Origin of the sequence: Bradyrhizobium sp. AUGA SZCCT0176 (assembly GCF_018130145.1) — a bacterium.
Classification (GTDB): Bacteria; Pseudomonadota; Alphaproteobacteria; order Rhizobiales; family Xanthobacteraceae; genus Bradyrhizobium.
Genome location: NZ_JAFCMB010000001.1, coordinates 997,819 through 1,022,437 on the forward strand (window position 1 = coordinate 997,819; position 24,619 = coordinate 1,022,437).

General features: G+C 62.5%; 12 protein-coding genes. 7 read left to right on the forward strand and 5 right to left on the reverse strand.

Annotated elements, in window-relative coordinates:
• Positions 1–1,009 precede the first annotated feature (1,009 nt).
• On the reverse strand, positions 1,010–1,315 hold the full coding sequence (locus JQ600_RS04670; protein WP_212391929.1) for a hypothetical protein: 306 nt from the start codon (positions 1,313–1,315) through the stop codon (positions 1,010–1,012).
• Positions 1,316–1,406: 91 nt separating this feature from the next.
• Entirely contained in the window at positions 1,407–1,934 is a 528-nt protein-coding gene (locus JQ600_RS04675; RefSeq protein ID WP_212391927.1) for a hypothetical protein, read from the reverse strand.
• 420 nt (positions 1,935–2,354) lie between these two features.
• Between JQ600_RS04675 and JQ600_RS04680 the strand changes: the two genes are divergently transcribed.
• Complete coding sequence (locus tag JQ600_RS04680; protein ID WP_212391925.1) at positions 2,355–3,185, forward strand: class I SAM-dependent methyltransferase; 831 nt, start codon at positions 2,355–2,357, stop codon at positions 3,183–3,185.
• 648 nt (positions 3,186–3,833) lie between these two features.
• On the opposite strand, the gene JQ600_RS04685 is transcribed toward JQ600_RS04680, so the two are convergent.
• The 3 genes from JQ600_RS04685 to JQ600_RS04695 form a co-directional block, all read right to left on the reverse strand.
• The gene (locus JQ600_RS04685; protein WP_212391923.1) at positions 3,834–5,027 is read right to left on the reverse strand and encodes a hypothetical protein; all 1,194 of its coding nucleotides are present in this window, start codon (positions 5,025–5,027) and stop codon (positions 3,834–3,836) included.
• Between the two features lie 790 nt (positions 5,028–5,817).
• Positions 5,818–6,492, reverse strand: coding sequence for a response regulator transcription factor (locus JQ600_RS04690; protein WP_212391921.1), 675 nt, complete (start codon positions 6,490–6,492; stop codon positions 5,818–5,820).
• A gap of 147 nt (positions 6,493–6,639) precedes the next feature.
• Positions 6,640–8,049, reverse strand: coding sequence for a sensor histidine kinase (locus JQ600_RS04695; RefSeq protein ID WP_249135664.1), 1,410 nt, complete (start codon positions 8,047–8,049; stop codon positions 6,640–6,642).
• 433 nt (positions 8,050–8,482) lie between these two features.
• Between JQ600_RS04695 and JQ600_RS04700 the strand changes: the two genes are divergently transcribed.
• The 6 genes from JQ600_RS04700 to JQ600_RS04725 all read left to right on the forward strand — a co-directional run bounded on the left by JQ600_RS04700 (position 8,483) and on the right by JQ600_RS04725 (position 24,609).
• A complete protein-coding gene (locus JQ600_RS04700; RefSeq protein ID WP_212391919.1) occupies positions 8,483–17,440 on the forward strand; it encodes a peroxidase family protein in 8,958 nt (2,985 codons plus the stop codon).
• An 81-nt stretch (positions 17,441–17,521) separates the two neighbouring features.
• Positions 17,522–19,276 carry a type I secretion system permease/ATPase gene (locus JQ600_RS04705; RefSeq protein ID WP_212391917.1) on the forward strand — a complete coding sequence of 585 codons (1,755 nt, stop codon included), beginning with the start codon at positions 17,522–17,524 and terminating at the stop codon, positions 19,274–19,276.
• Positions 19,273–21,849, forward strand: a complete 2,577-nt coding sequence (locus JQ600_RS04710; protein ID WP_212489706.1) for a cadherin-like domain-containing protein — start codon at positions 19,273–19,275, stop codon at positions 21,847–21,849. Before JQ600_RS04705 ends, JQ600_RS04710 begins: the two co-directional genes overlap by 4 nt.
• A gap of 14 nt (positions 21,850–21,863) precedes the next feature.
• Positions 21,864–23,219, forward strand: a complete 1,356-nt coding sequence (locus JQ600_RS04715; protein ID WP_212391913.1) for an HlyD family type I secretion periplasmic adaptor subunit — start codon at positions 21,864–21,866, stop codon at positions 23,217–23,219.
• Positions 23,220–23,311: 92 nt separating this feature from the next.
• Positions 23,312–23,503 carry a hypothetical protein gene (locus tag JQ600_RS04720; protein ID WP_212391912.1) on the forward strand — a complete coding sequence of 64 codons (192 nt, stop codon included), beginning with the start codon at positions 23,312–23,314 and terminating at the stop codon, positions 23,501–23,503.
• Positions 23,504–23,514: 11 nt separating this feature from the next.
• On the forward strand, positions 23,515–24,609 hold the full coding sequence (locus JQ600_RS04725) for a M23 family metallopeptidase (RefSeq protein WP_212489707.1): 1,095 nt from the start codon (positions 23,515–23,517) through the stop codon (positions 24,607–24,609).
• Positions 24,610–24,619: the final 10 nt, after the last annotated feature.

Genomic DNA, 24,619 nt, shown 5'->3' on the forward strand with positions numbered 1-24,619 from the left:
GCGCGTCTCCGCCAGCGGCCGTTGCAATGCTTCGCCTCATCCCACGGCGCGCGCATCCAGTTATCGCGTTTTCCTGGTGGTCAGGATACCGGCATAGCCTTCGGTATTGGATCGGCGCGCCTATCGCAGACCGGCGCGGGCGCGATTAGCGCTTCATCTGAAGACCTATGTGAACCCGATGCGAAACAACTCGCAACCAAACGCGCCTTCGCCGAGAACCTAAAATTTAGTTCTGAATCATAATCATAATGACTCCGAAGCAAAAATAAAAAATAGGGTGGGAAAACGACAGGGAGGATGGGAATGGAAACTGTACGCCGCTTCCGGGCGATGGCGTCTTTGTGTCGGCAGAGTGCTGCATATCATCCTGACAATAGCTGGAAGCTGCTCGCCGAGGCAGAGTATTGGGAGCATCTGGCAAGTGCCACGGTCGTTGAGCACTTCCAAGATTGCACTAGCTTGAATGACCAGGCGCACAGACAATCAACCGTAAACGCGACGAGGCCGGACGCAAGGCTTTTGCCGGTCGCCTGAGCACTCTCATGCTAGCGGCTAACTTGGCGTGCGGATGCGGCGTTTGCTCTGGCGAGGAGACGAAGAGGGCCGCCTGTCCTTGCTTGTTACCGATGGGCGTTGGCATCATCCGAGCAATCGAACGGCATGCAACGTCGATCTTGCTGCTTGCTGACGAAGTTATTGAGTAACACGTGACTTCCGTTTCGGGCACGAAACGGACTAGCGGCGCCGGTCGGTAAATGTCCGTTCGTCGAAGCAAAGCGGAAGTGGCGTTGCGGGGCTGTCGAGGCAGCTTTTGACCCGCATCAGACATTCGGTAAGCCGCGTAGCGAACGAAACCCGACACACCTGTCATTATAACCCCCCGGCCTCGGATGAAATCCCGAGGCTTACCTCTTCGAACCAGAATTTGTCTTCTTCGATGACAATGAGGCCCAATCCGGATTCCTGCGGTCCGGTTTTCGACTCGATCGTTAGGCCGCCCAGATCCATTTCAAATGTCATGGAAGAACTTTTTGTTGCTATCCATCACCGCACGCCAGTTGGGCCACCTCGCACAGTACATTTGTCCCCGCGGCGCATTTGCTCCGAGATCAACTTTGACACGCTCCCGTTGCTCACGTACGTCGCCATCACGCTTGTGGTAGTAGTAAAAATCGGCGTCGAGCGGGTATGCGTCCAGCGGCATCGCTGCCGCAGAGAGCATCGGCTTGGAAAATCGCCGTCCATAAATCTCTCCTTTGCTGTAGAACGATCCGCCACCACTGCTACGGAGCAGTCCGTTCTCCGTACTGCCCAATACTTAGTGCTCGGACGAAGTCACCGGGTGGAGACAGAACGATAGCGCCTTGCATCCTGTAGGAGCGTTGCGCAACACAGTTCTTCGGCGCCTAGAACCGCGGGCGATCAGCCGGCCAGTTCGCGCGAACATCATCTTTGATTGAATCTGGAATCGGATACCGCACCAATCCGTAGCAGCCGATCGAGCCATACTTCGCTGTGCCAGGATCCTGCCCGGGAGCAACGCGAATATACCGCCAGTCGGTGCTGCTGGCGTCCGCCTCAAACGGATCCTTGCCGCGAACGACGATGTTCCGCGGAGCCGATCGCGTCCACGCCTCGTACTCCCCGACCGAAGCTGGGACGATCGTTACCGAACGAAGTTTCAGGTGCGCCGAGGGGTGTTGATATCCCGCGTCAGACGTGTACGCCGTGAGGAATTCCAGATCATCCGCTTTGTCGGCCCAAAGGATCAGTGGCATAAAATCCGCAGGAATACGCTTGATGATTTCTGCCCCGCAGGCGTTGGGCGTTTGAACAAGAACGGCATGACCAGCTTTTGTCTTGATGCCATAGATGTATGGAATACGGATCGGGAAATAGGCGCAGCCGACCCGAACGGCTGACGAACCGTCCATCCGCATTTCACCACCACATCGATGTCGATAGCTTCGTCGTTGTCCACCACGACCGAGGTTGTCAGGCGGAAGTAAGTATCAGGCGCCTTTGGCAACGCATTCGCCGGAGCCGATCCAATCGCCTGGACGACGAGAACAGCGGCGAGCGATCCGGCGATGATCATTCCTTTAGACAATGGTTATCCTCGCTATGATTTCCGCTTATGGCACCTTTGAGACATGCTCGGCTATGCTGAGAATGTCTGTTCCCTGGGGTAGATCGGAAGTCGCCGTGGTCCGGTCAAACCGACGCGAATGACCCCACAGCGGACTATTAGTCGCGGTCAAGCGGCCTTGAGTCTGTTTTCATCCAGTATCAAAATTGCCCTGTCGCAGCTACCTCAAGCGCTATGTGCTCCTCACGCGTTAAGGGTGGAAGTAATGCCCGTTGAGCAATCTCGCGATCCCGAGCAATTCACCGCTTTCGAGCTATCAGGCTGGGAGACTAATATTGGCGGATACACTGCGGCCTTTGGTGCAGTGGCGCGGCAGACGGTAGGGGCGATGCTCAATGCAGCGGGTGTGGCGCGTGGCATGCGGGTGTTGGATGTATGTTGCGGCCCCGGAATGTTAGGCGCGGGGGCTTTAGAGCGCGGCGCGGAAGCCACCGGACTCGATTTTTCCCTGGAGGCGGTCGAACTGGCCCGCAATTTGGTTCCCAACGGCCATTTTGAGCGAGGCGACGCACAAGCCCTGCCGTACCCGCCGGAGAGCTTCGATGCCGTGCTCTGCGGCTACGGCCTCATGCACTTACCGGAACCAGCCGCTGCACTACGGGAAATGCTGAGGGTATTGCGCCCTGGTCGTCGAGCGGCCGTGAGCGTTTGGGACGCTACCGGCTTTGGTTTTGCCTTGGTTTATGAGGCGGTTCGGGCCCGAGGCAGTATGGAGGTTGGTTTGCCGCACGGGCCAGATTTTTTTCAGTTTGGGTCGCCCGAGCGAATGTTGGCAGCACTGGAGGAGATAGGCTTTACCGACGTCAAAGCGCATTCTTTCCATCAGGACTGGCACGTGGCGAATGCGGACCGCTACATTGAGTCTATACTTACCGGCACCGTCCGTGCGCGCGCGGTCCTTGCTGCTCAATCAGGTGCTGCGTCAGATGGTGTCCGCTCCTACATCGCAGATTATCTGACCCGCTTTCGAACACCAGCCGGCCAATTAGTTGTGCCGATGCCTGCGATCATCGGCAGCGGTGCTCGGCGCGGCTAAGCGTGAGCCAATTGCCGATCGTTTGTATTTTCCGCTATTGGCACATATCTAAGACATGCCTGCCGATCCTGAGAATGTCCGTTCACCGGGGGAGACCGGAGTCGCCGTGGTCCGGCTAAACCGTCGCGAATGACCGAACAGGACATCGAGCAGGATCGGTTGAGGCGGACGTTGGTCAATCTTCGCTAGGCAGTTATCCGCGAGGTGCTAACTCGCGGTTGAGCTTGCCTTTCGTGAGCGGCGTTCTCTTATCGCTTGATTGAGCCTCAGAGTGACTCCCAGTCGACGCCATACTCGTCGACCTGTTGATTGATCCAAACCAGAGCAGCTCTGCTATCGAAGCGGACTAGTCGTTCTTCTTGGACAACGTCGTCGGACGTCATATGCAGGAGAAATTCGTTCTCACCAATTCGCAAGAGAGTATCCCACGCTTGTCGTTCTTCAAGCGTTTGGGTATCGAGAAAGGGATAGGTTCGAGAACAAATAAGCTGCATGACGAATCGATGCCGCCAAATCATGAATTATGCGACTGTGGCGAGCACCTATTAAGAAGTTCTAAAACAGTCCCCGTTCCGCAGGTCGCGTCACCCAACGTCCCGCCCTCGCAAGCCTGGACGTCAGCGGAGTACGGACGAATCTCGAGCGAGCCTAAGAAGTTGTCACAGCCGTTTTCTCGTGCTTTCGACCCGATATTCCACTGATCAGAAGTTCTCGCGTCAACGACAGTAGATCCAACGGAGGTCGTGATTTCTGATCCGAATTGCCACGCAATTCATGATACGCCAGCGCCATCTGCCTCACGAAACGCTCTTTGAAGCAAGGATCTGATTTCGATAACGTTTCCACCATGCAGGCGACGAGTACTGCGGTGCTCTGCTTTAGGTGATCCAGATCGCTAGTTTGGTCGGCCATCTCTTGCTCCGTCATTACCGCCCGGGCCTTCCCCCTCCGCCGCGCGCTGCGCCCCAGATCCCGTGCCATTGCCGCCGCTCTGTCGCGTTCTTGCTGCAGAGATCGTCCCAGTTCCGCCATTGCGCGCTCCGCAGTCTGCTTGACCTGCGCCGTTTCGTCGCCCGCCTTGCACAATTGCGCCGCCTGGCTCTCGATTTCCCGCCGCTCCGTCGCTAGTTCGCTCGCGAGTGCGGAACCGCGCGCGCGTTCTTCCTCGAGCGTTTGACGATATTGCACCGAGCTTGCGGTTAGTTCCTGCAGCACGAGGGCGGCCGCTTTCCCGCGCTCCTTATCGTGCGCTTGAGCGGAATTCGCGATCTCCGTCCGCAACTGCAAAGTGAGCAGGTGGATAGCGCGGCGGGTCTCAGCAAGCTCATTCGCCAAGCTGTCAGTTGGTTGTTCCTGCTCCAGAGAGTGTCGCGCTTCCGGCGCGGACGCCTTCCCAGCTTGCTTGGCCGGTGCGCCTGCAGGGTCTCTGGCCTGATCAGCTTCGGCCTGTTGCTGAACCGCCAATAAATCGGCCGGCGACTTGGTGTCTCGATCGACTTGCAGGCGATCGATGCCGAAGACATCCTGGCCACCGGCGTACTGGCCAACAAAGCCGATGACATCGGCCCTGAAACAAACGCCGATAATCGCCATCGCGATAAGAGACGCTGTGATCGACCAAGCCGCAAATCGCCTCGGCGATCTGTCATTCTCTCGCAGGCGAAATATCTCGTCCGGCATTGGATACCAATGCGTCGGTGTAAGCTTGCTCGGCTCGCCGTTTTCACGCACCCATCGATACGTCTTGCGAGACCAGTGAGCAGTGTCATAGGTGCCGGTCGCGTCATCCTCGAGAATGACGATTTTTCCGTCTCCTGGTGCGGTCTCGATAGTTTTGCGCATACAAAGAGACTTCCTCTGCGCTATCGAGCTCCGTGCTCAAAGTTATGGGTAACACTATGTGATGAACATATGCCTCACGCTGCATCGAAACTACTTAACGCTTCATTTGAAGATTTTCTGAAGGGCCTCCGTAAGAGTACAAGGTCCTGAAATGGATGCGACCAAGGTCCCGAACTCGTCAAGCCGAGCGATGTCCATCGGCTAGTCCATGGCCGCCGGCGGACGACCTCGGCCTACCAACCGGAATGGTGCGTGCGAGAGAAGAATGGCAATCACCCGCGCCCCTCAACGGCTCTCCTAGTTTTCGTGCCGTTATTTGTAAGTTTAGGGAGACACCTTGTGTGCTGTATTGTACATTAAGACTGGAACGAATGTCCGGCTTCAGCAGGTCACCGGACCGGTAGTTTGTGAGGCCACCATCGTGATTGGCAGAGACTATTTCACGCGTCGGGCGGAAACGCTTCTTCAGCTCGCCAGGTCAGCTACTGACCCTCAGGTTGCGGCCAACCTGATTGAGCAGGCCGCCGATCTTCACACTTTGGTTCAAGAGTTGGGAGCGGCGGATACGGCGCTACAGCCGCCAAATGTCGAATGATGGTAAGACCGCTTTGCTGACGCAATATCCGGTCTCGGTCGATCTCAATCAGTGCAGGCCGTCGATGTGATGCCGACGCGAACGAGTTGATTGGCGCGTGAAAGCGAGCAGCGCGCACGCTACAGCCGCGTGACAAGTGCGCGTCAAAGTCGAGGAGGGGGCATTCAGCAATCCGCCCAGGCCGGCGGTTCTCCATCAAAAGAGTTGGCGCGGCTGCGAAGCGTCTACCTCACGATCGCTGAGGGCTTGTGCGGCAATAACAACTTCGAGGCGGTTACGGGCGTTGAGCTTCTGCATCAGGATCGTCATGTAATTTTTGACGGTCTTCTCGCTGATTTTTAGCGAGGTGGCGATCGCTTTGTTGGTAAAGCCCCGCAACAACAATCGAACGATCTGGTCTTCGCGAATGCTGAATCTGACGGCTTCGGCCGCCACTCGCCGCAGCGAGGCGTTTCGCAGTCCTGCGATGACCTGGCTTGCAAAGCTTTGTGTAATGTACGTTTCGCCATGCCGAACCGCTTCAACAGCCTGAATGAGCTCTTTCGCGCTGCTGCCTTTCAGGACATATCCGTTTGCGCCAGCATCCAGCGCGCGGATCGCGGAGTCGACGCCGGTCGCTGCAGTGAACGCGACTATCTTTGTGTTTGGAGAGAGCTTAATAGACGTTGCGATTGCCTCGTAGACGTCGCCCGCCATGCTTAAATCGACGATGATGACGTCTGGATGGAACCGCAAGGAAATGTCGATGATGTCTTTTGCCGTCGAACCCGTCGACAAAATTTCAAGACCCTGAGCGCGCGATAACAGCGAGACGATGCCCTCAATCATCAATGGGTGATCGTCTACCAAGCCAATGGAAACCGTACTCATAACGTCCCCTGCAGTTCACCGCATTGAAAACATAACGCAACCAGAGATATTCATACATCCTTGCTTAAGGGCTACCTCGAATGATCCTATCCTCGCATGTGCGGTAGAGGGAACCGAACTGAAGGTTCCGCGCCAATCATCGCAATTCTAGTTTTCTGTTCGCGCGACGGGCAGCTTTGCTTGTATTTGCGTCCCAATGCCGCGCCGCGATATCACCTCAAACGTGCCCTTAAGGGCCTCAACACGGTTGCGCAAACCCGCGATGCCAAGGCCAGTCCTGCTGCGCCCGTTCGCAGGATTGTTGTCAACCAGCCCCGGGCCGCCATCGCTCACCACAACGACAATCGATTGCGCGTCTGCCCACACCTCGACGCGCTGTTCCATTGCTTTCCCGTGATGAAACGCGTTGTTCAATCCTTCCTGTACGATCCTGTACAGGCATACTGTCACCGGTAGCGTGAGATCGTTGGGCAAGTTTCCAATCTGACGGTCGACCTTTGTTCCGGTCGCATCCTCGTGGTTCTGGACAGCAAGCCGGAGTATTTCATTGGGCGTCAGCCCCTCCAATTGGGGGAGCACAAGTCCGGCCGAGATATCGCGGAGTTCGCTAAGTATCCGTGCAGTCAGGCCTTCGGTGCCGGCATTGTCGGGGCCGCCACAGCCGATCTCGGCTCTGTTCGTGCCGCTCGGTTCGGTCAGCTTGAGCATTAAGAGGCTCACGAGTTGGATCGGCCCGTCATGCAGATCTTGTCCAATCCGCGCAAGGAGATTCTCGTTGGATTTCGCGGCCTCCAGACGGGCAGTATCTGCAGCTCGACGCAATTTTTGGTTCTGCGCGGCAAGCTTCTTCGCCTCCACCACATTCTTCATGAGAGTTGCCTGGTAGTCGGCGACCAGGTTTGCGGCGCGGCGAACCATCAGGAACAGTATCAGCATCATCGGAGCGGTGACCGCACCAACGATCCCCATTGATATGAGACGGATCGAAGCAAGATCATCCGCAAGTCGTCTGCCATCAGCATAGACCTCGCCGACGGCGATGATCGTCCTTGTCCCTTTGCGGAATAGCGGGGCATAGATTTCGACGAGCGGAACTCGCAGGCTGCTACGGGTGGCATTCTCTGCGGCGTCCAGATAATCGAACTCGCTGCTTACCTTGCCTGCGGCGGCTGCTGCGATGTGAGGCGAAGGAAATTGCTGCCCGACTGCTTCCTTGTTGGTCGAGTATACAAGCGTGGCATCCGGCAACCATATCTTGATCAGTTTTACGCGCTCGCCCAATTTCCCTGCAAGCAAGTCATCGAGCTTTTTCACACTCTCTGGAGACAGACTGCGGGAAGTGGCCAGGTCTTGCGCTGATGGACCGAGGAAAACTTCAGTGAAGAGGGCGCCTTCTTCGGCAGCTGTTTGCATCATACTTATTTCGATGCGTTGCGAGATCGCCAGAGCAAGCATAGCCATCGAGGCAGCTATCGTGATCCCGGCAGCCACGAAAAACTGCCGAGCAAGTCCGAATGAAAAGCGTTTGAATCGGATCTTGCTCGACGGCCAGTTCAATGTCGTGTGTCCTTGCGCAAAGCGAGGAGCTACCTTTGACAATCCCGCGCCACTTGACGAGTGCTCCCCGTCTCCATTCATCGTCGAGTAATATGGACCCATCTGTAGCATATTCATCGGCCTGAAATACATCCGACTGACCTGAAGCGCCGTTAACTCTAACGAAGTCGGTCGTAATCGATCAAAGAAAGCACTGCGGCCGGAAGATGTCTCGGGACCTTAGTCCCGAGTTTTTGCGGGACCTTGTTCTCCGTTCATCGGGGGACCTTATGCCTCGTATGTCCCGGGACCTTGTCCCCTTATCCGCGCGCTCCGAAAAATCTCAGATGGCATCGTCGAGGTCTGAGCCAGTGTTGGCATCACATCATGAGCGACATTGGTTTCAACGACCCGGCCGCGGCTGCGGTCTGTTCCAACAACAGGTGAGGGTGTCATGGTTGCCTATATCAAAAGCGATCTGGAATTCATTCTCGAGCAGATCAAGATTGCTGAGGCCCATGCGGCCGGTCAGCCCCTGTATGGGGTCGGCGGCCTGATTCCGGCCTACAATCTCTCGATGGGCTTGCGCACCGTCGACGGCAGCTACAACCACTTGCTGCCGGGACAGGAGCAGTGGGGCGCGGCCGGCAACCAGTTTCCGACCCTGCTGGATCCGACCTACAGGCCCTCGACCGGCCAGGTCGACATGGATGGCCCCGGCCCGGCGCCCGCGATGGGGCAGTTGAACTACAACCCCTCGAACAATCCCGGCTCGCTCGTCTTCGATTCGAGCCTGCGCACCATTTCCAACCTGCTGGTCGACCAGACCCTGGCCAATCCCGCCGCGATCCTGACCGCGCTGCAGCGCGCCGGTTCCGCCGATGCGATGGCCGATCTTCCGGCGGTGACCGCGATCTACCAGACCTTCAAGCCGGCCTTCGACGCCGAGTACCAGGCGCGGGTGGTGATGCAGAACGCGAAGGCCGCTGCGGAGGCGCTCGGCGATGGCGATCCATTGACGATTCCAGAAGCGGCTGAGCAAACCGCAATCGACGCATGGACCGCGGCGACCGCGACCCACGCGGCCGCCGTGGTGGACCTGGAAGCGGCGCGCGTCGTGCGCGACGTGGCCCTTGAGCCCTACGGCATCGAAATGCAGGGCGACAACGTCTACCTGCCCGCAGTAGCGCCGGACGAAGGCCTATCGGCGCCGTTCAATTCCATGTTCACCCTGTTCGGCCAGTTCTTCGATCACGGTCTCGACCTCGTCAACAAGGGCGGCAGCGGCACCGTGTTCGTCCCGCTGGCGACGGACGATCCGCTCTACGTCCCCGGCAGCCACACCAACTTCATGGTCCTGACGCGCGCCACGGTATTGCCGGGTCAGGACGGCCTCATGAACACCGCCGACGACATCAGGCCGGTGAACACCACGACCGCCTACGTCGACCAGAACCAGACCTACACCTCGCATTCCTCGCATCAGGTGTTCCTGCGCGAATACGAGCTCAACGGTGGTGTTCCGGCCGCCACCGGCAAGCTGATCGAAGGCGCCAATGGCGGCATGGCGACCTGGGGCGAGGTCAAGGAGCAGGCCAGGACCATTCTCGGCATCAACCTGACCGACTTCGACGTCGGCAGCGTTCCGCTGCTGCGCACCGACGCCTACGGCAACTTCATTCCGGGAGCGAACGGCTTCCCGCAGCTGATCACCGGCGTCGGCCTTGACGGCATTCCCAACACCTCCGACGACGTCGTCGTACAGGGCAATCCTGCCGCCCTGGATCCCATCACGGGCCTCCCGGCAGGCATCTCGACGGCCGGTGCGCTACGCACCCAAAGCGCCTTCCTCGCCGACATCGCGCACGACGCCGTGCCGGTCGGCAAGATCGCCGACGGCGACATCACGATCGGCCTGGCGAATCCCGGCAACGGCGACACCGAATACGACAACGAACTGCTCGACGCGCACTTCATCGCCGGCGACGGCCGCGTCAACGAGAACATCGGCCTCACCGCGGTCCATCACGTGTTCCATGCCGAGCACAACCGCCTCGTCGGGCACACCATGGAGCAGGTGCTCGCCACCAACGACCTGGCCTTCATCAACGAATGGCTCGCGACCGACATTGCCGCCCTGCCGGCCAACCCGGCGGCGGTGGCCGCCCTGGTGTGGGACGGCGAACGCCTGTTCCAGGCCGCCAAGTTCGGCACCGAGATGCAGTATCAGCATCTGGTCTTCGAGGAATTCGCCCGCAAGGTCCAGCCCAACATCAACGTCTTCCTGGTGCCGGACGGCTTCGACACCTCGATCAATCCCTCGATCGTCGCGGAATTCGCCCATGTGGTGTACCGCTTCGGCCACTCGATGCTGACCGAGTCCATTGACCGCTTCGACAGTTCCTTCGCCGCGAACCACATCGGGCTGATCGAGGGCTTCCTCAACCCGCTCTCCTACGATGGCGGCGGCACCAGCACCGCCCACACCCTGACCGACGAGATCGCGGCGGGCGACATCATCCGCGGCATGACCCGCCAAGTCGGCAACGAGATCGACGAATTCGTCACCACTGCGCTGCGCAACAACCTGCTCGGCCTGCCGCTCGATCTCGCGACCATCAACTTGGCGCGCGGACGCGACACCGGCGTGCCGTCCCTGAATGCCGCCCGTCGTGATTTCTACGAGGCGACCAACCAGGAGGAACTCCTCAAGCCGTACGACAGCTGGACCGATTTCGCCGGCCATCTCAAGCACGAGGCGTCGATCATCAACTTCGTCGCCGCCTACGGCACCCATACGCTGATCACCGGCCAGACCACCCTGCAGGGCAAGCGCGACGCCGCGCTCACCATCATCACCGGGGTCTCGGTCGGCGGCATGGAGGTTCCGGCCGACCGCCTGGACTTCCTGAACGGCCTCAACGCCTATTCCGGGGGCGATCTCGGCGGCCTCGAGAACGTCGACCTCTGGATCGGCGGTCTCGCCGAGGAGATCATGCCGTTCGGCGGCATGCTCGGCTCGACCTTCAACTTCGTGTTCGAAGTGCAGATGGAGCAGCTGCAGAGCGGCGACCGCTTCTACTACCTGCAGCGGCTCGACGGCCTGCATCTGTTCAGCGAGATGGAGAACAACTCCTTCGCCGCCATGATCATGCGCAACACCAACACGACGCATCTGCCGTCGGACGTGTTCTCGACCCCGGGCCTGATCCTCGAGGTCGACCGCGTGACCAGGCAGTTCAACGACCTGGACGGCGACGGAACCCTCGAGAACGACGATCCGACGGGCACGAGCCTCCTCACCCCGCTCGTTCTGCGGGACAATCCGGCCACTCCGGGCGCGGAGGCCAACTACCTGCGCTACACTGGCGACGAACACGTCGTCCTCGGCGGCACCGACCAGGCCGATACTTTGATCGCCAGCATCGGCGACGACACCCTGTTCGGCGACGCCGGAAACGACCGGCTCGAAGGCGGCTTCGGCAACGACATCATCAACGCCGGCGACGGCGACGACATCATCAAGGATATCGGCGGCGACGACAACATCAAGGCCGGCGCCGGACATGACGTGGTGCACGCCGGCCCGGGCCTCGACCTGGTCATGGGCAATTCCGGCCAGGACTTCATCTTCCTCGGCACGGACATGGGCTCGGAGGTCTTCGCCGGCGAGGGCAACGACTTCATCTACGGCAACAGGAACGCCGAACGGATCCTCGGTAACGAAGGAAACGACTGGATCGAAACCGGCACCTTCGACGGCGCTCCGGGCGACAACTTTGACGAAATTTTCGCGCGCGACTCGATCGACGGCCACGACGTGTTCCTCGGCGACGGCGGCTTCGACGAGTTCATCGCCGAGGGCGGCGACGACATCATGGTCGGCAGCCTAGGCCGCGGCAAGATGGCCGGTATGTCCGGCTTCGACTGGGCGACCTACAAAGACAGCAACATGAAGGTGGACGCGGACTTCACCCGCGGCATCGTGTTCGACGAGAACCCGAACCCCCCAGGGTTCGGGACGCTCGATGCCTACGAGTCGGTGGAAGGCCTCTCGGGTTCCAAGTTCGACGACGTGCTGACCGGCGCCGACACTCTTGCGGAGGAACGCGGGCCCGCTTCTGCCGGTGGCTCGGAAGGATTCCGCGGCAGTGCCCTGACCAAGGAAGGCATCGAGCGCATCGCCGGACTGCAGGCCGTCCTCGGCCTCACCAACGCCCAGATGGCGGCCCTGACGACCAACGCCATCGCCTACAATGCCGGCGAGATCATCCTCGGCGGCGCCGGCAGCGACACCATCATGGGCCGCGCCGGCGACGACATCATCGACGGCGACAGCTGGCTCAACGTCCGGATCGCCGTTCATGCGGAGGCTGGTCCCGACGGCGGCATCGGCCCGATCCTGACCTACCACAGCAGCATGACCACGCTGGCCGCCAGCATGTTCTCCGGCGCGATCAATCCGGGTCAGCTCGAGATCGTCCGCGAGATCACCACCGACGGCGTGAATGCGGCGGACGTCGATACCGCCAGGTATCAGGGCAACCGTTCGGAATACGCCTTCTCGGCTACGGCGGCCGGCGAACTCATCGTGTCGCATGCTGTCGAGGACTCGCTCGACGGCACCGATCGGCTGCGCAACATCGAAAGGCTGCAGTTCGCCGACGGCAACCCGCTCAACATCATTGTCGGGACGGCGGGCAACGATACGCTCACCGGCACCGCGCTGGACGACCTGATGCTCGGCCTGGCCGGCAACGACGTGCTCAACGGCGGACTCGGCAACGACATCCTGGTCGGCGGCCCGGGTGGCACGACGACGACGACGACGTCGGCGACGTATGCCGACAACTTCAACACCAACAACTTTGGCAATTCCACCGGCTCAGCCACGTGGGGGCCGGATTGGGCGGAGACGGGCGACAACAACAGCCCAAGCAATGGTCAGATCCAGATCGACGACGACGTCGCCAATGTCCTTGTCTTCGTCACTGGCGACGGCGCGCAAATCCAACGCACCGTCAATCTCGCCGGGGCGGCGACCGCCAGCCTGAGCTATTCGATTGTCGAAAACGGCCTGGATGCGAGCGACGACTCGATCACGGTGTCCTTCTCGCGTGATGGGGTGAACTTCGTTCAGGTCGATCTGATCGACTCTGCGACGAACAACGTCCCCACCCGGACGATCGACCTGCCCCTGTTCGGTACCGGTCCGTTCACGGCAAACGCGGCCATTCGCTTCGTGGCTTCCAGCTTGGAAGCTGGGGACAGTGTCAACATCGACAATCTTGTCGTCAACTTCACCACCGTCAGCGTCGCCACCGGCGTGGATACCCTCAACGGCGGACTCGGCGACGACACCTACTCGTTCAGCCTCGGCGACGGCAACGACGTCATCAACGAAGGCGTCTCCGCCACCAGCGGCGGAGCCGCCGATCGGATCTCGATCCTCGCACCGAGCACCGGCATCGACCCGGTGACCGGCCTGCCGATCCTGACGATCACCTCGCTCAATGCCAGCGACAACAACGGCGGCACCCAGACCGGCGACCTGGTGATCGACTACACCCTGCCCACCGGCACCCAGCAGACCATCACGGTGGCCGGGCACTTCACGGGCGGCAATGCCCAGACTGGCGTCGAGCGCATCAACTTCAACGGCGCCAATTTCGCCGGCTACGCGCTCGGAGCCGACGACTACCTCGTCAGCCGCTCCGATCCGGGCAACCGCGACAGTGGCGGCGTCAATCTAGCGGCCTCGACCGCCAACAACTTCATCGTCGGTGAGACCGGAACCTCCGACGAAATCGTCGGCGGCAGCGGCAACGACCTGATCTTCGGAGGCGCCGGTGCGGGCTCCAACGACCTCGTCGGCGGGCTCGGTGACGACCTCCTGGTCGGCGGCACGGGCAACGACGACCTCGACGCCCGGGACAACGACGATGACGACAATCTGGATCTGGTAGGAGCACTCGGCGCCGACACGATGGTCGGCGGCGCGGGCAACGACACCTACGGCGTTGATGACCTGCTGGACGTCGTGGTGGAAGCCGCGAACGAGGGAACAGACACGGTCGAGACCTTCATGGCCGAACTCTCCATCGCGAACATGGCCAACGTCGAGAACCTGGTCTACAGGGGCGCCGATGCCGACCAGTTCGTCGGCACGGGTAACGACGGAAACAACATCATTTCCGGCGGCGACCTCGCTGACACCCTCAACGGCGGACTCGGCGACGACACCCTGAACGGCGGACTCGGCAACGACACGCTGAACGGCGGGGACGGCATCGATACGCTCAACGGCGGCGACGACGTTGACACGCTGAACGGCGGTATCGGCAACGACAACCTGAACGGCGGCGCCGGAGCCGACGTCATGGCGGGCGGCGCCGACAACGACACCTACGTCGTCGACGACGCCGGAGACGTGGTGACCGAACTTGCTGCCGGCGGCACGGACACGGTCCAGTCCTCGATCTCCTACACCCTCGGTGCGGAGCTCGAGAACCTGACGCTGACCGGCGGCGACGACATCAACGGCACAGGCAACGCGCTCGCCAACACCATCAACGGCAATGGCGACAACAACCAGATCTTCGGCGGTGGCGGCAACGACATCATCGATGCCGGCAACGGCACCGACCTGGTCGACGGCGGCACCGGCGACGACACGCTGAGCGGCGGCACAGGAAACGACACCGACACCATCATCGGCGGAGCCGGCAACGACACCATCAACCTGCTGCCGACCGACGGGGGCAACGACGTCCTCATCTACAACAGCGCCGGCTTCGGCAACGACATCGTCAACAACTTCGATGCGAACGCAACTGGCGGCCAGGACCTGATCAACCTCAGCGCCCTGGGCATCACCGCCGCCAACCTGGCCACCCGGGTCATCGCCACCCAGGTGGGCGCCAACGTGGTGCTCAACGTCCGGGACGCGTCCCTGGCGACGATCGGCACCATCCAGGTCAACAACACGACGGTCGCCGCCATCGACGCGACCGACTACATCCTGTCGGCGGCGCCGACGGGCACGACGATCAACGGCAACGACACCGGTCAGACCCACACCGGGACCGCAAATGGCGAGACGATCAACGCCGCGGGCGGCAACGACATCGTCAACGCCTTGGGCGGAAACGACGTGGTCAACGGCGGCGAGGGCGCGGACACCCTCAACGGCGGCGACGGCAACGACACGCTGAGCGGCGGTGCCGGCAGCAACAGCGGAACCTACGTCGATGCCTTCGGAACGGCGTCGTATTCGAACAGCAACGGCACGGTCGCCCTGGCTACGTCCTGGATCGAGGGCGGCGGCGAGACCACCAGCCCGACGGCAGGCGACATCACCATCTCCGGCGGACGCCTTCAGTTCAACCAGAACGTCGATGGCGGCGAGACGATCGAACGTGCCGTCAACCTGACGGGAGCGACGGCGGCGTCGGTGACGTTCGCCTACGAGGACGACAATCTCGGAGCGGGCCAAAGCGTCATCGTGCAGGCCCGGAACGTCAACACCAATGCCTGGGAGACGCTGACGGGTGGTACGCTCGGAAGCACCACGGGCAACGGCAACGGCACTTTCAATGCGACTTTGACTGCCAATCAGATCGGCTCCAACTCGGCCATCCGCTTCCTGACCGCCGGAGACGGCAACAACTGGGACAATAGCGACAACTTCTACATCGACAACTTCACGGTCAACCTGACCGTGCCAGGCCTCAACGCCGGGGCGGACACGGCCAGCGGCGGAACCGGCGACGACACCATCGTCTGGAACGCCAATGCGGTGGCTCCGACCGATGGCCGCGACATCGTCGACGGCGGCACCGAGGGCGCCGCAGGTGACACCTTCGTCATCAACGGCAACACCTCCAGCGAGGTCTTCAACATCTACACGCTGGCCGCCTGGGATGCCGTGGTCGGCAACGACCTCGCCAGCTTCGCCGGACGGACTCCCGAGATCGTCATCACACGCAACGGCACGGGCTTCGCCAATGTCATCGCGGAACTGAGCGAAATCGAGGAAATCCGCATCAACAGCGTCGAGCCGACCGGAACGAACGGCGGCGCGGGAGCCGGCGATACGTTCAACGTCATCGGCGACTTCGCTCCGACCAGCCTGCGCCTCAACACCATCACGATCGATGGCGACGACGGCGACGACACGATCGACATCTCGGCCCTGACTTCGGCTCATCGCATCGTGTTCAAGTCCAACGGCGGCAACGACACCATCATCGGCGCCCTGCAGGCCGAGGATGTGATCGAGCTTCCGGAGGGGACGGATCTCACGAGCTACCACCTGGTCGAGAACCAGAATGGTACCAAGACCGTCTCGAACGGGACCCATTCGGTCACCTTCACCGGCGTCGTGCCGTCCCAGTTCCAGACCGAGGCACCGGACGAAGACGAGGACGAGGACGAGAACGAGACGCCGCACGACGACGACGACGAGGAAACGCCGACCGCCGGCGGCGACGATGAGGAGACCACGGCAACCGGCGTGATCCGGACCGGAACGGCGCAGTCGGACACGCTGGTCGGCACGACGGGCAACGACAACATCGTCGCCTTCGCCGGAGACGACATCGCCATCGGCGATGCCGGGGAAGACGCGATCGTGGCCGGCGAGGGTGCCGACTTCGTCAGCGGCGGCAGCGGCCGGGACGTGATCTCCGCAGGAGCCGGCGACGACCACGTGTTCGCCGGGGCCGACGCCGACATGGTCTACGGCGATGCGGGAGCGGATCGCATCTTCGGCGAGCAGGGCAACGACCTGATCAATGCCGGCGCCGGCGACGACACGGTGTTCGGCGGTGCCGGCAACGACCTGATCGTGGCCGAGGCCGGCGACGGCAACGACGCCTACTTCGGCGACGAAGGTACCGGAGGTTCCGGCATCGATACGCTCGACATGTCGGCCACGGGTGCGGCCGCCACCGTCAACCTGGGCTCCGGCCCGCTGATGAACGGTAGCGCGTCGAGTTCCCTGACCGGCAACGACACCCTCTGGGGCATCGAGAACGTCAACACCGGCTCCGGCAACGACGTCATCGTCGCCGGCACCGCGGCCAACGTGATGAATGGAGGGCTCGGCGGCGACACCTTCGTGTTCAGCTCGGTGGAGGCGGCGAAGGGCGACACGATCGTCGGCTTCGAGCCCGGCGACCGGATCGACCTCAGCGGCATCGACGCCAACTACGCCACCGACGGCAACCAGAGCTTCACGCTGGTTTCCGACGCGGCCTTCACCGCCGCGGGCCAGCTCGCGGTGACCTATGAGACCCGCAACGGCGAGGACTTCACCGTCGTCCAGGGCAACGTCGACGGCAACGCCGCCGCCGACTTCAAGATCGAGATCGCGGGCCACCAGAACCTCGGCTCCAACGTCACGCTTTAAATCGCGACCTCAGCCGGAACGGGAGAACTCCTCCCGTTCCGGTGCCTTCCGTTTTCCTCGCACCAGACGGCACCCTGAAAAATGGCCAAACCGAAAGAACTCACCCCCGCGAAGCGCCAGCGCCTCGCCGAGCTGACCCAGGGCTTCCGCGGCATCGTCGTGTTTCTCTTCGTGATCTCCGGCATGATCAACGTGCTGGCGCTCACCGGCTCCGTCTACATGATGCAGATCTACGACCGCGCCTTGACCAGCGGCAGCATCCCGACGCTGGTGGTGCTGTCGGCGCTCGCGATCGGGCTCTATCTGTTCCAGGGCGCCTTCGACGTCGTCCGCTCCCAGGTGCTGGTGCGGGTCGGCGCCCGCATCGACCGCAAGATCGCTCCCCTGGCGCATCGCGTCGCCATCGACATGCCCCGCTTCGGTTTCTCCACCTCCGAGGCGCTTGAGCGCGGTCGCGACGTCGACACGGTACGCGGCTTCCTCGGAAGCCAGGGCCCTTCGGCGCTGTTCGACCTGCCCTGGATGCCGATCTATCTTGCTTTCATTTACTTCCTCCACCCGATGCTCGGCGCGCTGACGTTCGCCGGCGCCCTGGTCCTCGTCGTGCTCACCGTCGTCAGCGAGATCATGACCCGGCGCCTCACCGTCTCTACGCGCAAGGCCGCGATGGAACGCAACGGCATCGCCGACTGCAACGCCCGCAACGCTGAGGTCCTCAAGGCGATGGGCTTCGCCGGCCGCGCCGTCGGCCGTTTCAACGAGGCCAATGCCGAACATCTCGACCTGCAGACCAGGGCCAACGACATCACCGGAAGCTTCGCCGCGGTCTCGCGCGTGCTCCGCATGGTGCTGCAATCGGCCCTGCTGGGACTTGGCGCCTACCTCGCCATCAAGGGCGAGCTTTCGGCCGGCGCCATCATCGCGGTCTCGGTCGCCTCGGCGCGGGCGCTGGCTCCCGTCGATCTCGCGATCGGCAACTGGAAGGCCTTTATCGCCGCACGCATGGCCTACCAGCGGCTACGCGACACCGTGATAGCACTCGCCGGCGCGGACGAGCCGATGCGGCTGCCGGATCCGGTCGCGCGCCTTTCGGTGGAGAAGATCACCATCGCGGTGCCGGGATCCGGCCAGGTGGTGCTGAGCGAAGTCGCCTTCGAGCTCGAGGCCGGCCAGGCGCTCGGCATCATCGGTCCCTCCGCCGGCGGCAAGACCACGCTGGTGCGGGCGCTGACCGGCATCTGGCCGGCGTTGCGCGGCAGCGTCCGGCTCGACGACGCCGACCTGACGCAATGGCGCGAGGAGGACCTCGGCAGGCACATCGGCTATCTCCCCCAGGAGGTCGCGCTGATGGACGCCACCATCGAGGACAACATCTGCCGCCTCGAGCCCGAGCCCGACTACCGCAAGGTGATCGGGGCCGCCAAGGCCGCCGGCGTCCACGAGATGATCGTCAAGTTGCCGGACGGCTACCGGACCAGGCTGGGCCCGCAGGGCTGCGCGCTCTCCGCCGGGCAGCGGCAGCGCATCGCGCTGGCGCGTGCGCTCTACGGCAACCCGTTCGTGGTGGTGATGGATGAGCCGAATTCCAACCTCGACGGCGAGGGCGAGGCGGCCCTCACTGCGGCCATCGAGGGCATCCGCGCCCGCGGCGGCATCGCCATCGTGATCGCGCATCGGCCGAGCGCGCTGGTGGCGGTCGATCTCGTCGCCATCGTCCAGGCCGGCCGCATGGTCGCCTTCGGCAAGAAGCAGGACATCATGACTCCGGTCCGGCAGCCTGCCGCGGCCGCACCGGCCGACACCATTCTCGAGACCCAGCTGCGGAGGCCCGCATGACGATCAATGTCCAGGCCACCCGCCAGTCCACCGCCGAGACCGCTCCGGGCCGCAAGGACTACGAGGAGAAGGACGATCGTCGCCGCCGCATCGTGCCGCTGTTCTTCCTGCTGTTCGTGGGATCGTGCTCGGCCTATCTTAAGAGCTTCCTACCCGTGAAGCTTCAGGCCAGCGAGGACCGCGGCCAGGCCCGTAGCTCGGGCAACGAGGAGGAGACCGTCAAGGAGGACGCGCTCGCCGCGGCCGACGAAACCGACCCCGAGGAGCCGGCGGCCAAATCGTCCGGCCGGACCGAGGAAGTCAGGATTTCGGCGCATGGCGACGAGGAGCGCGCCCCGGTCGGATCGACGGATTTCAGCGCCCGAGCGCGCACCGACAAGCCCAAGGCGGACACCGGATCGGGCGAAAGCCCGAAGGTCGCCAACGACAACCGTCCGTCGCCGCGCCAGGAGACCGGTGGCGGCGGTGGTGGCGGCGGAGGCGGAGGCGGAGGCGGAGGAGGGGGAGGCGGTGGCGACAACAGGCATCCCACTCCGCGCGACCCCCCGGCACCCGATCACCGCAACCGCGCTCCCCGCGTCTCGGGGGCCGTGCATCTTCCCGACGTCGTCGCCTGCCATGGGCTGGCGATATCGATGGCGGCGCTGCTGGCCGGCGCCACCGATCCCGACGGCGACCGCCTGACCGTGGTCGGCATCTCCTCGTCCTCGGGCACGCTGACCCGGACCGCGGACGGTGGCTGGGAGTTTGACCGCGCCCAGGACATGCTCGGCGAGGTCAAGCTGACCTACGCGATCAGCGACGGCCGTCACATCGTGATGCAAACGGCCTACTTCAATGTGGTCGAGGCGCCGCCGATCATCGGAACCGAAGGAGACGACATCCTGCTCGGCACCCAATGTGCCGAGACCATCGTGGGGCTCGGCGGCGACGACAACATCGACGCCCGTGGCGGCAACGACCGGATCTCGGGCGGCGATGGCAACGACCACATCCTGGCGGGCGCGGGCAACGACGCGGTCTATGCGGGCGCCGGCAATGACATTGTGTTCGCGGGCGCGGGCAACGACGTGGTGTTCGGAGGTTGCGGCGACGACCGCCTGTTCGGCGAGGACGGCGACGATACGCTGCAGGGCGAGGACGGCAATGACAGTCTCGACGGCGGCGCAGGCCGCGACATCCTGCTGGCGGGAGCCGGGGACGACACCCTCGATGGCGGCACCGGCAACGACACCCTCGACGGCGGCGACGGCGCGGACCGGATGTCCGGCGGCGACGGCAACGACGTTCTGGCCGGGGGCTCGGGTGCCGACATGCTGGCCGGCGACGCCGGCAACGATGCCATTTCGGACGGCGGCGGATCCGACTTCGTGACCGGCGGCATGGGCAACGACCATCTGGTGGCCGCCGCCGATGCCGCAAACGACAGTTTCGCCGGCGGCGCCGGCAACGACACGCTGGACTACTCCTCGGCGGTGCGTGCCATCGACGTGAATCTGGCCACGGGCCAGGCTTCCGGCACCGACATCGGCAACGACACGATTTCGGAAATCGAGGCCGTGGTCGGCGGCGCGGGCGACGACACCCTTGCCGATGGCGGCGGATCCGACGTCGTGACCGGAGGCACGGGCAACGACCTTGTCATGGCTTCGGCCGACGCCGCGGCCGACAGCTTCAACGGCGGCGCCGGAACGGACACCATCGACTACTCCTCGGCTGAGCAGAACCTCGCCCTCGATCTTGCAACTGGCCATGCGTCCGGCGCGGACATCGGTAACGATGTAATTGCGGAGTTCGAGAATGTCATCGGCGGCGCGGGCGACGACACAATCGCCGCCGGCGCGTCCTCGGCCTCGATCGCGGGCGGCTGCGGCGACGACGCCTTGACGGGCGGAGCCGGCGACGACGTGCTGGCGGGCGACGCCGGCAACGACACTATCGCCGACGGCGGCGGATCGGACACGGTCGACGGCGGCTGCGGCGACGACGTCGTGCTGGCGGCGGCCGACGGGACCGACGACAACTATGATGGCAATTCGGGCCACGACACGCTGGACTATTCGGCGACCACCATCACCATCACCATCGACCTGCGCAACGGCACCGCCCGCGGCGTCGAGATCGGTGAGGACCTGATCGAGGACTTCGAGGAGATCATCGCGGGCTCGGGCGACGACATGATACGCGTCGACGGCGGATCGGTGGTACTGACTGGCGGCGCCGGCAACGACACATTCGAGTTCCAGCCGCCGTGCGACGACGGCGGCGGTTCGGAGCAGGACACCGTGAAGAAGATCACCGACTTCACGGTCGGCGACCGGATCGTGGCCGCCACCTACCAGATCACCATCAAAGACGGCGACGAAGCCGTGGAACAGGTCGCCGACCTGTTCCAGCAGCTCTATCTCGACGAGGACGGCGACCATGGCCGGCCCGTTCGCTTCCGCTTCGAGGAACTTGCCGACGGCAAGTACACCGCAATCGACGTTTCCCACGGCTCCAATGCCGAGGACGTCATGACGATTGAGGTCGCCGGCCACCATCATCTGCAATTCGCCGCGATCCATTCCTGAGGGGGAGAGAAGCCATGATGCATGTCGACGCATCCGAATTCGTACCGCAGCCGGCCCCGGCCCGGAGCGCGCCCCGCGAACGGGCTCTGCGCCTGTGGCCCCGTATCCTGGCCGGCCTGGTGCTGAGCGCGCTACTGGTGGCCGGGTGCGGCGGCTGGGCGGCCTGGGCGATGCTGGAGGGCGCGGTGGTCGCAGCCGGCACGGTCAAGGTCGATCAGAACCTCAAGGAGGTGCAGCACCGCGACGGCGGCATCGTCAAGACGCTGGCGGTGCGCCAGGGCGACCAGGTCAAGGAAGGCCAGGTGCTGGCGACGCTCGACGACGTCCAGATCAAGGCCGAGCATCTGATCGTGCGCGCCCAGATGGTCGAGGCGCTCGGGCGTCGCGCCCGCCTGGTGGCCGAACGCGACAACCTGGCGGCCGCCGAGTTTCCCGCCGAGATGCACGCCCTGTTCCCCTCGACCGCTGGCGCCGTGATCCACGGCGAGACCCGGCTGTTCACCGGCAACAAGACTGCGCGCGACAGCCAGAAGGAGCAGCTCGAGCTCTCCATCGCCCAGACCGGCGAGGAGATCAGGGGCATGGGGGCCCGCCTCGCTGCCAAGGAGGAGGAGATCAAGCTCGTCGGCGCCGAACGCGAGAAGTTGCAGTCGCTGTTCGACCGCAAGATAGTCGAGTACCAGCGCGTCTACTCCGCCCAGCGCGACTATGCGCGCATCATGGGCGAACAGGGCGAGATCCAGGCGAGCATCGCCCGCGCCAAGGTGAGGACGAGCGAGATCCGCGTGCAGATCATCGCCGTGGACCAGAACGCCTCGACCGAGGCTCAGAAGGAGCTGCGCATAGTGGAGGCGCGCATCGCCGAACTCCAGGAACGCAAGCTCGCCGTCGAGGACCGCCTGTCGCGCACCGAGATCCGCTCCCCGGCCTCGGGCTACATCAACGAACTGTTCGCCTACACGGTGGGCGGCGTGATCACCCCTGCGGCCAAGATCGCCACCGTGGTGCCGGAGAATGCCGACCTCAAGTTCGAGATCCGTATATCGCCGGCCGACATCGACCAGGTCAGGGTTGGACAGCCGGCGCGCGTCCGCCTCTCCGCGTTCAACCGCACCACCACGCCGGAACTGAAGGGCAAGGTCGCGATGGTGTCGCCGGCCTCGGCCCGCGACCCTTCCAACGGCCAGGAGCACTACATCGCCCACGTCCGCCTGCTTCAGGCCGAGGAGGACCTCATCCAGCAGAAGGGACTGAGGCTCGTTCCCGGAATGCCCGCCGAGGTCTTCGTCTCGACCCAGGAGCGCACCGCGGCATCCTATCTGGCCAAGCCATTCACCGATCAGATGAATCGCGCATTCCGCGAACGCTGATCTGGCAGCGGCCAGAGGGGCGAGATTGTGTCATGTCTCACGGAGGAACAGCTCCAAAGGATTGTGCGAATGCATGTTATGTCCGGCTTCGGATGCCCGATCTCGACTTCGGTGAAGCCTGGGACAAGATGGTCCAGTTCTATCGGGAACGTGGCGAGGCATTGCTCATCGGGTGTTCAGAAGCGCGATCCGATCACGGGGTGTGGATGATTTTCAACTTCCAGAATCTGAAGAATGCGGAAGACTTCGCAGAACGATTTGGCGGAGAAGTGATTGAATTTTAGAGGTGCAGGTCTTGAACGCGAACAAAAAGAATCGCCGTATCGGAAGACCGACAGCGTTGGCCAGCCTTAGTTTGACGTACCGCCGTGTAGCTCACTTCCTGTATCGTCTCGCTTTCACGATTGCCGTCTCTATCATTGGTTACGGATCGCTCCCATCGGTCGCCGTGTCGGAGGAGCAGATGCGCTTGGGCCTGCCGGTTAACTGCAAAATGGGCCTAGACTGTTTTGTCCAGCAAATGCCAGACATTGATCCTGGCCAAGCTACGCTCGATCCCTTGTGCGGTCAGGCGACTTACCAGGGACATACCGGGTGGGATATCCGGTTGCGGACGCTAAGCGATATAGCCCGGGATGTTCCGGTGATTTCCGTCGCCGACGGAACCGTATCCCGAATTAGGGACGGCATCCCTGATCAGATTTTTGATGCTGCGAATGATCGCCACGATCTGCACGATATGGCATGCGGCAATGGGATAATTATCGATCATCAAGGCGGACTTTCCTCGCAATACTGCCATCTCAAGACCGGCAGCTTGGCCGTTCGTTCGGGCATGTTCGTTCGAAAAGGCGAACGTATCGGATCTATCGGTTCTTCCGGCGTCGCGGAGTTTCCGCACGTTCATCTGTCGGTGCGTCAGGATGGCAAGTTGGTTGAGCCACTCACCGGGAAGGCGTTGCGAAGTGAATCCCCTGTTTGTGGCGACCTGTCGGGAAGTCTGTTTGATGCCGCGTCCAAGCGGGCGTTGGTTCAAGCTCCTGTTACGATCCTTGATGTTGGGCTGGCTAATGCTCCGCCCGAGTTGGGTAACCTTGTCCGATCGGGTGGGCCCCCTCTCGCGACGGGCGGGGGCAATTCGACCATCGCATGGGTGTGGGCAATCAATGTAGATCAAGGGTCACGATTCAGAATCAAGCTGGTGGGGCCGGGCGAAACTACCTTGATTGATCACGCAACCACGGAGTTACCGCGCCGCAAGGCGAACTATCTGGCTTACGTGGGTCGGAAAGCGGGCGTTAAAGCAGGGACATATCTGTTGAGTGTAGAAATTACCGACGGCGAGAAACGGATTACATCGAACATTCGCTCGTTCACTGTTTCGGAATAGGGGTTCACTG